Origin of the sequence: Caldisalinibacter kiritimatiensis (genome assembly GCF_000387765.1) — a bacterium.
Classification (GTDB): Bacteria; Bacillota; Clostridia; order Tissierellales; family Caldisalinibacteraceae; genus Caldisalinibacter; species Caldisalinibacter kiritimatiensis.
Window position 1 is genome coordinate 1 of record NZ_ARZA01000070.1, and the last position, 12,216, is coordinate 12,216.

A 12,216-nucleotide genomic window follows, 5' to 3' on the forward strand; every position below is an offset into this window, starting at 1 on the left:
TCGTAAAACTCAAATAACCCCCACCTTGAACTAAAGGTGAGGGCTATGAAGAAACATTTCACTAGCTGTGTTTTCTTTTAATCAACACAACCGTCTCCACATGTGGCGTATGAGGGAACATGTCTACACATTTTACTTTAGTAACCTCATATCCCCTTTCAACAAACACAGGTAAATCTCTAGCCAATGATGTTGGTTTGCAGGATACATATACAAATGTAGGAGGATCAAAGTCTATTATCTTGTTTATTGCCTTTGGATGTATACCATCCCTTGGTGGGTCAAGTATTATTAAATCTGGTTTATCCTTTAATTCTTTAACCTTCTCCATTACATCCCCAGCAATAAAATCACAATTATCTAATCCATTTAGTTTTGCATTTTCTTTGGCTGCTTCTACAGCTTCTTCAACAATTTCAATCCCTATTACTTTTTTAGCTACTGGAGCCATTATTTGAGCAATAGTTCCAGTTCCACAATATAAGTCAAATATAACCTTATCCTTTGTAGTTCCTGCAAAGTCACGTACTACAGAATATAGTTTTTCTGCTCCTAGTGAATTAGTTTGGAAGAAAGAAAATGCTGATATCTTAAACTTAAGTCCCAATATTTCCTCGGTAATATAGTCCTGTCCGTATAAAATCCTAGTTTCATCACTTAATACTGCATCTGCTAATGAGTCATTTATTGTATGTAAAAATCCCTTTAGTTCTCCTTGTAGTTCTGTAGTTTTTAACTTCTCTATCAATTCAGTTAAGTCTAATTCCATTTGTGAGCTAGTTACAAGGTTTACAAGTAATTCTCCTGTCTTTATAGCCTTTCTTACTACTAAATGCCTTAATACTCCTTTATGGGTTTTCTTATGATAGAAAGGTATTTCTTTATCTCTAAAATATTTCAACACAGTATTTAAAACTAAAGTAAAGTCTTCATCTACAATTTGACAGCCCTCTACTGTAACAATTTCATAAAACCTACCTCTTTTATGCAACCCTAAAGCTAAATCTCCACCTTTTTCAACGTCACCAAATGTAAACTCCATTTTATTACGATATGCGTATTCATTTGGACTTGGTTCAATACCTAAAAATTCGTAACCCTTAATCCCTGCATCATCTAATAATCTTTTAACTTGATTAGCCTTGAATTCTAATTGCTCATTATAAGGTATAGTTTGATATGAACATCCACCACATGCTCCAAAGTGCTCACATTTTGCTTCCTTTTCTATCGCTGCACGTTCTAGTACTTCTAGAACCTTTCCTTCTATTTTATTTCTTCTCTTTTTGGTTATTCTAGCTTTAACTTTTTGACCTTTTATTGTGTTCTTTATAATAACTTTTTTATTATCAACTACTGCTATCCCTTTATTAGGAAACATTACATCCTCTATAACTGCTTCTATGATATCATTCTTTTTAATAGTAAACACCTCCTAAAGATTATACTGTCTCAATTGTTATTTTTTATATACCGATTTATTATTTCCTGACTTTATTTCTTTATAATGACTCTCTAAATTTTATCGTATTTCTATAAACAGGTAAAGATAGTTTTAGAATAAAATCGGCTAAACTTATATTCACCTTAATTATAAGCTATAAAGTAAATATACTTTCTTAAAATAAAACAGCAGCGTTTTTATCGCTGCTGTCGTAATATTATCTCTTATTTATCCTTACCTAATTTAACTTTTAACTTCTCTAACATATCCTTTGTCATTGCATCTAAATCATATTTTGGATTCCAGCCCCATTCTTCACGTGCTGCACTATCATCTAGTGAATTTGGCCAAGAATCAGCAATGTTTTGAAGTACTGGATTTACATTGTAATCCATTGTAAAGTCTGGCATATGTTTTTTGATTGCAGCATAAATATCCTCTGGTTGGAAGCTCATAGCTGTTACATTGAATGCATTTCTATGCTTTAATTTTGCTGGGTCAGCTTCCATAAGGTTTACTATAGCATCTAATGCATCTGGCATATACATCATGTCCATATATGTACCATCTTTAATAGGGCAAGTGTATTTTCCTTCTTCGATAGCTTTGTAGTATATTTCTACTGCATAGTCAGTAGTACCTCCGCCAGGTAAAGTTTCATAAGAAATTAATCCTGGGAAACGTACCCCTCTAGTATCTACTCCATATTTTTGATAATAATAGTCACAAAGTAATTCTCCTGCAACCTTTGTTACTCCATACATAGTAGTTGGTCTTTGAAGTGTATCCTGTGGAGTATTGTCTTTAGGAGTTGATGGTCCAAAAGCAGCTATTGAACTTGGTGTGAATACTCCACATTTACTTTCTCTAGCTACTTCAAGTACATTGAATAATCCACCCATGTTTACATCCCAAGCTAAGTTAGGATTTGATTCACCTACTGCTGATAATATTGCAGCAAGATGTATAATCCAGTCTACTTTATGTTTATTTACTGCATCTGCTATTTGTTGTGGTTTAGTAACATCTACAATTTCAAATGGTCCAGACTCTAATACCTTTTCAGAACCTTCTCTTCTTAAACCACTTGCAACAACATTATCATTACCATATCGTTCCCTTAACTTCATTGTAAGCTCTGAACCAATTTGGCCCATAGCTCCAGTTATTAATACTTTCATATGTACACCTCCACATAATTATTATATTATAAGTAGTGAAACGTTTTCATTTCTTAGGTAATATAATCTAAAACTATTTATACTATTATATAACCTATTTTAATTTCTATTTAATATTATTATACAATAACTTACTAATATCCTACTTCATTTTTTTCTTAATTTTATTTAACAGATAACACCTATATTTATTATTAGTTTAATTTTATTACCTTCTTTTTTTACGCCTTTTTTTCTTATTTTTTCTTTTATTATCTTTACCTTGGTTAACTTTTTTATCCTTCTTAGGACGAATAAGACACTTTTTCCCAAACCCAATAAGATCTCGTCTATTTGCTTTCATTAATGCCTCATAAACTAAATTATAATTCTGAGGTTTCCTGTATTGTATCAAAGCTCTCTGCATTGCCTTTTCGTGAGGTGACTTAGCAACATATACATTTTTCATTGTTCTAGGGTCAAGCTCTGTATAATACATACATGTAGATAAAGTACCAGGGGTTGGATAAAAATCCTGTACTTGTTCAGGCATATATCCTATATCCCTTAAATATTCAGCCAATTCTATAGCATCCTTAAGTGTAGAACCCGGATGACTAGACATAAAATATGGAACTAAAAACTGCTTCTTCTTTAACTCTTTATTTATCTCATGATAACGTTTAACAAATTTGTCATATACCTTTTTATTAGGCTTACCCATTTTCTCTAAAACCCTAGATGATACATGTTCTGGGGCCACCTTTAACTGTCCACTTATATGATGCTTACACAATTCATAGAAAAACTTTGGGTCCTTATCAAGCATTAAGTAATCATAGCGTATTCCTGAGCGAATAAATACTTTTTTAACATCTGGTAAGTTCCTTAGTTTTCTAAGAAGCTTAAGATAATCTGAATGGTCTACAATAAGCTGCTTACAGGGCTCTGGAAACAAACATTGTCTATGCCTACAAACACCGTGCTTTTCCTGTTTTTCACATGCTCTATGTCTAAAATTTGCAGTAGGCCCTCCTACATCATGTATATACCCTTTAAAATCAGGTTCTGTGATTAGCTTATTAGCCTCTGATAATATTGATTCATGACTTCTAGACTGCACCACCCTTCCCTGATGAAAGGCTAAAGCACAAAAATTACAGCTACCAAAACATCCACGATTGCTTACTAAGCTAAAACGTACTTCCCTTATTGCAGGAACGCCCCCATCCTTCTCATATATAGGATGATAGGTTCTCATATAAGGAAGTGAATAAATGCTATCTAAATCAGATTGTGATAAAGGTTCTACAGGAGGATTTTGTACTACATAATGACCATTATAAGGTTCAATAAGAGTTTTTCCATATACAGAATCCATATTTTGATATTGAACCATAAAGCTTTCTGCATATTTTCTTTTTGAAGATAAAATTTCGTCATATGAAGGTAAAACAATATGCTCATCATAAATATTAGATATATCATTTGTTTTATATACAGTACCTTTTACGTATACAATCTCATGAATCTTTAAACCACTATCTAAAGCCTCGGCTATATCTAAAATCTGCTTTTCACCCATACCATATACAATCATATCGGCCTTTGCATCTAGTAGTATAGACCGACGTACTCTGTCATCCCAATAATCATAATGTGCTAACCTTCTAAGACTTCCTTCTATTCCTCCAATAATAATAGGAACATCTTTATAAGCTTCTCTAGCCCTATGTGAATATACAATAGAAGCCCTATCAGGTCTAAGTCCCATTTTACCACCTGGTGAATAATTATCCTGTTTCCTTCTTTTTTTCGCAACTGTATAATGATTTACCATTGAATCTATATTTCCACCCGTAATTAAAAAGGCTAACCTTGGTCTTCCCAGTTTCTTAAAATCCTCTGCACTTCTCCAATCAGGCTGTGGTATAATTCCTACTTTATATCCATATCTTTCAAGTAGACGTCCTATAATCGCAACTCCAAAAGAAGGATGATCTACATATGCATCTCCACTAATCAATATGAAATCTAATTGCTCCCAACCTCTTTTCTTCATATCTTCCTTGTTGATAGGTAAAAAATCCGACATTTCATCACCCTTTATTATCTATATAATCTTATCCTAACTTATTATCAGAATAAGTATATCATATTATGTATAAATACAGAAAGCATCCTGGAACGCTGAACCCGGTTCAGCGTTCCAGCTAAAAAAAGGAACGACGAACCGGGTTCGTCGTTCCAAACTAATCTACTTTACTTAACTACTATATTAAAAATCTTACCTGGTACATGTATTTCTTTAATTATGTTTTTACCTTCTACATATTTACTGATAGATTCATCTTCTAAAGCTTTTGCTTTTATTTCTTCTTTAGAAGCTTCAGCTGGTACTGTAACTTTACCTCTAACCTTTCCGTTAATTTGTATAGGTACTTCAATCACAGCATCTACTGTCTTTTCTTCATCCCATTGTGGCCATGTTTGTTCATTTAACATTCCACCTAAATCTAATATTTGCCATAACTCTTCAGTGATATGTGGTGACACAGGATTTAATAGAATTAAGAAAGCCTTCATTTCTGCTTTGTTCACTTTACCTAAATCATAGAATTCATTAGTAAGTGACATTAAAGCTGATATAGCTGTATTGAACTTCATTTGTTCATAGTCTTCACTTACTTTCTTAATAGTCTTATGCATACTGCTTTCTAATTCTTTAGAGTATTTATCTCCATCTACTATGATACTTTGTAATCTCCATACACGGTCTAAGAATCTCTTACATCCTTTAACACCGTTTTGTGACCATGGTACACTCTTTTCAAAATCTCCTATAAACATCTCATACATTCTTAATGTATCTGCTCCAAACTCTTCAATAATATCGTCTGGATTTACTACATTGCCTCTTGATTTAGACATTTTCTCATTATTTTCTCCTAAAATCATACCATGGGAAGTTCTCTTTTGATATGGCTCAGGAGTATTTACTATGCCTAAATCGTATAAGAACTTATGCCAGAATCTTGAATAAAGCAAGTGTAATGTAGTATGCTCCATTCCTCCATTATACCAATCTACTGGCATCCAATATTCTAAAGCCTCTTTGCTAGCTAATTCATTGTCATTGTGTGGGTCAGTATATCTTAAGAAATACCATGATGAACCTGCCCACTGTGGCATAGTATCAGTTTCTCTTCTACCTTTACCACCACATTTAGGACAAGTTGTTTCTACCCATTCAGTTATGTTGGCAAGTGGTGATTCTCCTGTTTCTGTTGGCTCATAGCTTTCAACATCTGGCAATTCTACTGGTAATTCTTCCTCTGGTACTGGTACCCAACCACATTTTTCACAGTAAATTAAAGGTATAGGTTCTCCCCAGTATCTTTGACGTGAGAATACCCAATCTCTTAGTTTATAGTTTACTTTTCTCTTTCCTATTCCCTTTTCTTCTAACCAGTCACTAATCTTTTCTTTAGCTTCTTTTACTCTCATTCCATTTATGAAGTCTGAGTTAACTATTACACCGTCTCCTGTATCAGTGTATGCCTCCTCTTCTACATTTCCTCCTGATACAACTTCAATAATAGGTAAGCCAAACTTTTTAGCAAACTCCCAGTCCCTAGTATCATGTCCAGGTACAGCCATAATTGCACCTGTTCCGTAAGTCATTAATACATAGTCTGATATCCATACAGGGATTTCCTTACCATTAGCAGGGTTAATAGCTTTGATTCCCTTTATTTCTACTCCTGTTTTCTCTTTTACTAACTCAGTTCTTTCAAAGTCAGATTTCTTATTAGCCATTTCTCTATATTCTTCTATTTCATCAATATTAGTTATCTTATCCTTTAATTTGTTGATTAATGGATGTTCTGGAGCTATTACCATATAAGTTACTCCAAATAACGTATCAGGACGAGTAGTGAATACCTTTAGTGCTTCGTCTTCGCCATTAATCTTGAAGTCAATTTCCATACCCTCTGAACGACCAATCCAATTCTTTTGCTGAATTTTAACTCTGTCTATATAATCTACTAAATCTAAATCCTTTATTAACTTCTCTGCATATTCTGTAATCTTTAACATCCATTGATTCTTTTTCTTTTTAACAACTTCTCCACCACAACGTTCACATTTACCATTAACAACTTCTTCGTTGGCAAGTCCTACTTTACAATCTGTACACCAGTTTATAGGGAATTCCTTTTTATATGCTAATCCCTTTTCAAATAATTTTAAGAATATCCATTGTGTCCACTTATAATATGATGGGTCAGTTGTATTTACTTCCCTTGACCAGTCAAATGAGATACCTAAAGATTTCAATTGAGACTTAAATCTCGCAATATTTCTCTCAGTAACTACTGCAGGATGTATTTTATTTTTAATAGCATAGTTTTCTGTAGGAAGACCAAATGCGTCCCAACCAATTGGATATAAAACATTATATCCTTCAAATCTTCTTTTACGTGCAACTATATCTAATGCTGTATAAGGTCTTGGATGTCCAACGTGTAGTCCCTTTCCTGAAGGATACGGGAATTCTATTAATGGATAGAATTTAGGTTTTGATTTGTCATCGCTAGCATAAAATGTACCATTTTCGTCCCATGTCTGTTGCCATTTCTGTTCTATTTCCTTGTAATTGTACTCTTTCATTAGTTTACCTCCTTTTATTTGGTTCTTAGGCTACAGTTCTTAGCTCTTAGCCTACAAATTACAATTAACTCTTTTATAAAAATAAAAAAACCTCCGTCATTTAGAGACGAAAGGTTTCGCGGTACCACTCTAATTGGCAATAGAATACACTTATTACCCACTCGACAAGATAACGGATTGTACCGGTTAAGGCTACTAATATTTCACCTTAACAGCTCTGGGACGAGTTCGGTTAATAATTGTACTACCTCGCACCAACCGGTAGCTCTCTGAAAGCAATCATTTAACCTACTACTTCCCTTCTTCGCGTTTATATTCTATTATTGTATAAGCTTTGGGATATTATAACAAATTATTCAAGCTAAATCAAATATTTTTATCTTTTTCAATTATTAATTATACATATACTTATATAATACTACAACCCAGTATTTTAATCTAGTTTAAAAACATTTAATCCTGATTCTTCATCATATATTCTATCAGCTTCACCTGCTAACACATCAACAAACATCTCACATGTTCCACTGATAACTGCTGAATTTAAGTGTCCTCCAATAGCTGTATTATCTTCCCCTGCTATAGTGATGTGTAAATGTATATAAACTTCACCGTCCATTGTAGAAATATTACCATTAAGTCCTGTTATCTCATAGTCACCTTCATACTCCTTAGAATAATACTTTTTCTCATCAGACTTAAATAATCCAAGGATAATCTTATCAGCAGCCCCTATAGCTGTAACTGAAGCTAATCTAATATTTTCTTCTTTACAAAACTTTTTCAAACTCTCAACTACTTCTTCACCCTTATCAATTCTCACAACATACTTATTATCAAACTTTTTATAATTCATAATACCCCTCCTATTTTTTATAAATGCCTAACTACATTTCTAACCCATTTCTTTGAAATTATCCTGGGTATACCTATAGAACTTTTAACAACCTCTTCAATAGAAACCAACGCTACCACCAAATAAATAGGTAGCCTCCAGTACAGTGCACCTATAAATGCCAATGGTACTCCTACTCCCCATACACTACCCATTTCAAGAAATAGTGAATATTTTGTATCTCCACCTCCCCTTAAAATACCTACTACTAATACAGTATTGAACATTTTAAAGCTCATAAAAATTGAAATTACTATTAAAGTTCTATATGCATTTTGATACATATGTGGTGATGTATTAAATAATCGCAATATAAAAGGTGATAATAAAAAGAGACTTAATCCTAGTATAACACCTACCGCTGGAGCCAGTATGGAATACTTTTTAGCATACTGTATAGCCTTTTCTTCATTTTCTGCACCTATCTCGTTGCCTATCATTACAGCACATGCATTACCAAGCCCCATAGATACAACCATAAACATGTTTTGTATTGTATTTGCAATCTGTACAGCCGCAAAGGCTTCAGTACCTATTCTTCCATATGCAATAAAATACATAGTAATTCCTAAAGACCAAAAAGCCTCATTTAAAATCACCGGCATAGTAGTTTTAAAGAACCTAATAACAAATTGCTTCGATATATCTATCATTTCATTTATCTTACCTGCTAATACACCTTTATTAATATAAATAGTTCCTGTAAGTAATAATACCTCTAATGTTCTAGATATCAAAGTAGCAATAGCAGCACCCCTAATACCCAACATTGGAAAGCCAAAGTTTCCAAAGATTAATCCATAATTAAGTAATGTATTAGTAGCTAATGATAATGCACTAACTATCATTGGTGTTTTAGCTTGTCCTATACTTCTTGAAGAAAATCCATAGGAAAAACTTATTGCTGTAACTATATAACTAAAACCAACAATCGTTAAATATTTTTGTCCAAGCCCTATTACCTTTATATCTTCAGTAAATATACCCATTATAAATCTAGGAGTAAATAAGGCTCCACTCATAAAAATAATACTTAATGCTCCACCTGTTATTAATGATATACCTAGTACTCTACGTATATTTAATATGTCCTTTTTACCCCAAAACTGAGATACAAATATAGAAGCACCACTATTTATCCCAAATAACAAAAGTACGAACAAAAAGAAAAATTGATTAGCCATACCTACTGCTGCTAGATGACTATCACCTAATCTTTGAATCATTACAGTATCCACCATATTAAGTGATGATGATATTAGATTCTGTAATGCTACTGGTAGTGCAATTGATAGCATAGTTTTATAAAATTTTTTATCTCTTAATATCTGATTCATAATTTTCTCTCCTATTTTTTATTCAATGTCTTCATTTAAAAGTACCATGTGAATATGGTCTTCCCATTTTCCATTTATTTTTAAATATTTTTTGGCAACTCCCTCTTCATAAAATCCTAACTTTTTTACTATTCTTAAAGAGGCCTCGTTTTTAGGCATTATATTAGCTTCTATTCGATGTAATTTAAGTTCATTAAAGGCAATATCAATTCCCATTTTAAGTGCTTCTGTCATATAACCTTTGTTTACTTCGTCTTTATCTAATTTATATCCTAAAAAACATGATAAAAAAGGACCCCTTACTATATTGCTAAATGCTAAAGTACCTAAAACTCTTTCAAAGTTTTATCTGACTTATCAAATATCCATAATCTTAATAGCTCACCGTTTTTCATTTTTGTCATATCATTTTTAAGCTGTCTTTTGTGATACTCTATCTTATAAAACTCTTGCTTCCTTACTGGCTCCCATTCCCTTAAAAACTCCTTATTTCTTATATAATACTCAAGAACTTTTTCAGCATATAATTCATCTAATGTCTTTAGAATTAATCTATCTGTTTTATATACTTTTTTTACCAATACCGTATCCTCCTCTAAAATAAACCTGTTTAATATTTTCAATATTTATTTACATTTTCCTTTTAATTCAATAGAATATTCTTATATTTTAAGTAAGTATATCTCAATAAAGTTTTCAAAACTAACTGCTGTACGCAATTTAATAGAAAGTTAACGTTAATTTAACAAAAGCTAAATTCCTATATAATTATATAATAATACCATAATAAATGTAACATTAATGTATTTTTTTAGTAACCGAGGTGAATAAATTGAATTTAGCCGATGAGTTCGAAAGTATACTTAAGAACAGAAATGTTACTTCCTTGTTTCAACCAATAGTTAGGCTTAGAGATGGAGAAGTTTTAGGCTATGAAGCCTTAAGTAGAGGTCCAAAAGATTCACCATTATATTCACCGATAAAACTCCTTAATATCGCACATGAACAAAATAGATTATGGGAACTAGAACAATTGTTCAGAATTAGTGCTATTGAAAAAGCCAGTATACTAAAATTAGACAAGCTATTATTTTTAAATGTAGACCCAGATGTAATTAATGACGATTCTTTTAAAAAGGGTTTTACAATGAACTTTTTAGAAAAACATAATCTTCCTCCTGACTCAATAATTTTTGAAATTACTGAAAGAACTGCTATTAAAGATTATAAAAAGTTTAATGAAATATTAAATTACTATACAAATCAGGGATATAAAATAGCTATAGACGATGTAGGTGCTGGTTACTCAGGATTAAAAACTATAAGCAAAACTAAACCCAATTATCTTAAAATAGATATGGAATTAATAAGAGATATAGATAAAGATTCATTTAAGCAAGCAATAATTAAGGCCTTCGTCGATACAGCAATGTCAACAAATATTAAGCTTATTGCAGAAGGTATAGAAACTAAAGAAGAACTTAAAACACTTATAAACTTAGGCGTATATGGTGGACAGGGTTATCTTCTTAAAAAGCCTTCAGAAAATATAACCGACATTCCTAAAGAAATTAAAAATTTAATAATTAATTACAACAAAATTACCAGTAACGTCTTTAAGTATAGTGCAAATTATCATTATATAGGTACTATTATGGAAGAAGCTAAAGCTTTTTCTCCAGATACTCCTTGTAAAGTAATAAAAGAATATTTTGATAATAGTGACGTAGAAGGTGCTTGTTTAATAGAGAATAATAAACCAGTTGGGTTGATAATGAAAAATCACCTTAATTCTGTATTAGCAAAACAATATGGATTTGCTGTATATTCTAAACGACCAGTATCTCTTATCATGGATGACGCTCCCTTAGTTGTAGATTACTATACACCAATCAATATTGTTTCAGAAGCAGCAATGGACAGAAGTAACGATAAGGTTTATGACAATATAATCGTAACTAAAGGGGCTAAATATAGTGGGATAGTATCCATAAGAAAATTACTTTTATATACAACTACAGCAGAAAAAAATTATGCTCGAGAGCTTAACCCCCTTACTTCTTTACCTGGTAACTCTATAATTAACCGTGTGCTAAATGATACTATTTCTTTAAATAAACCTACTTGTATTCTTTATTTAGACTTGGATAATTTCAAGGCCTATAATGATGTATATGGTTTTGACAATGGAGATAAAATTATACAGCTAACAGCAGAAATTATAAAAACTCAAGCAAAATCGATGTTTCCATATAATAGCTTTGTAGGGCACGTGGGCGGTGATGATTTCGTTTGTTTAATAGATGCACCATTAAAAGAATGTGAATTATTCTGTAAAAATGTAATTTCTGAGTTTGATGAAAAAATATTAAACTTTTTCAATAAAAAAGATAGATTAAATGGATATATAAAATCTGAAGACAGAAACGGTAATGTATACGTATATAATCTAACTTCTGTCTCAATAGCAGTATTATATGGTTTAGTAAATAAATTTGCAGCTCCTAGTGAATTGGCTCAATATATGAGTTCGATAAAAAAAGAAGCGAAAAAAGAAAAATATAGCAACTATGTAATTAAAGAAATATACTAATATATCCCTCCTCTTGTCTTCTTTTTTCTTTTTGTATTAAATATTTTTAATTTTCTAAATATTTATTGCTTTTTATTGTTAATATTGATAGAGTTATAGTTAAGAATTGTTAT

General features: G+C 31.8%; 9 protein-coding genes and 1 other annotated feature. Of the genes, 1 reads left to right on the forward strand and 8 read right to left on the reverse strand.

Annotation, left to right across the window (positions count from 1 at the left end):
- Positions 1-61 precede the first annotated feature (61 nt).
- The 8 genes from rlmD to L21TH_RS15060 all read right to left on the reverse strand — a co-directional run bounded on the left by rlmD (position 62) and on the right by L21TH_RS15060 (position 10,091).
- Positions 62-1,432: a 23S rRNA (uracil(1939)-C(5))-methyltransferase RlmD gene (gene rlmD, locus L21TH_RS03495; RefSeq protein ID WP_006309155.1), complete on the reverse strand. Its 1,371-nt coding sequence runs from the start codon at positions 1,430-1,432 to the stop codon at positions 62-64.
- A 236-nt stretch (positions 1,433-1,668) separates the two neighbouring features.
- Positions 1,669-2,625, reverse strand: a complete 957-nt coding sequence (locus tag L21TH_RS03500; protein WP_006309156.1) for an L-threonine 3-dehydrogenase — start codon at positions 2,623-2,625, stop codon at positions 1,669-1,671.
- A 208-nt stretch (positions 2,626-2,833) separates the two neighbouring features.
- Positions 2,834-4,699, reverse strand: a complete 1,866-nt coding sequence (locus L21TH_RS03505) for a YgiQ family radical SAM protein (protein WP_006309157.1) — start codon at positions 4,697-4,699, stop codon at positions 2,834-2,836.
- A gap of 167 nt (positions 4,700-4,866) precedes the next feature.
- A complete protein-coding gene (gene leuS, locus L21TH_RS03510) occupies positions 4,867-7,278 on the reverse strand; it encodes a leucine--tRNA ligase (protein ID WP_006309159.1) in 2,412 nt (803 codons plus the stop codon).
- A gap of 99 nt (positions 7,279-7,377) precedes the next feature.
- Positions 7,378-7,592, reverse strand: a binding site (T-box leader).
- 119 nt (positions 7,593-7,711) lie between these two features.
- Positions 7,712-8,134 (reverse strand): PPC domain-containing DNA-binding protein, encoded by a 423-nt coding sequence (locus L21TH_RS03515; protein ID WP_006309163.1) that lies wholly within the window; start codon positions 8,132-8,134, stop codon positions 7,712-7,714.
- Positions 8,135-8,151: 17 nt separating this feature from the next.
- Complete coding sequence (locus tag L21TH_RS03520; RefSeq protein ID WP_006309165.1) at positions 8,152-9,510, reverse strand: MATE family efflux transporter; 1,359 nt, start codon at positions 9,508-9,510, stop codon at positions 8,152-8,154.
- 18 nt (positions 9,511-9,528) lie between these two features.
- Positions 9,529-9,816, reverse strand: a complete 288-nt coding sequence (locus tag L21TH_RS15055) for a GNAT family N-acetyltransferase (protein ID WP_278244288.1) — start codon at positions 9,814-9,816, stop codon at positions 9,529-9,531.
- Positions 9,817-9,836: 20 nt separating this feature from the next.
- Complete coding sequence (locus L21TH_RS15060; RefSeq protein ID WP_006309181.1) at positions 9,837-10,091, reverse strand: GNAT family protein; 255 nt, start codon at positions 10,089-10,091, stop codon at positions 9,837-9,839.
- A gap of 242 nt (positions 10,092-10,333) precedes the next feature.
- On the opposite strand from L21TH_RS15060, the gene L21TH_RS03530 reads away from it, so the two are divergent.
- Complete coding sequence (locus tag L21TH_RS03530) at positions 10,334-12,103, forward strand: GGDEF domain-containing protein (protein ID WP_242826498.1); 1,770 nt, start codon at positions 10,334-10,336, stop codon at positions 12,101-12,103.
- Positions 12,104-12,216 lie beyond the last annotated feature (113 nt).

Coding starts and splice junctions, on each gene's coding strand:
- L21TH_RS03500 (WP_006309156.1), bottom strand. CDS start 2,625: ATGAAAGTATTAATAACTGGAGCTATGGGCCAAATTGGTTCAGAGCTT.
- L21TH_RS03505 (WP_006309157.1), bottom strand. CDS start 4,699: ATGTCGGATTTTTTACCTATCAACAAGGAAGATATGAAGAAAAGAGGT.
- leuS (WP_006309159.1), bottom strand. CDS start 7,278: ATGAAAGAGTACAATTACAAGGAAATAGAACAGAAATGGCAACAGACA.
- L21TH_RS03515 (WP_006309163.1), bottom strand. CDS start 8,134: ATGAATTATAAAAAGTTTGATAATAAGTATGTTGTGAGAATTGATAAG.
- L21TH_RS03520 (WP_006309165.1), bottom strand. CDS start 9,510: ATGAATCAGATATTAAGAGATAAAAAATTTTATAAAACTATGCTATCA.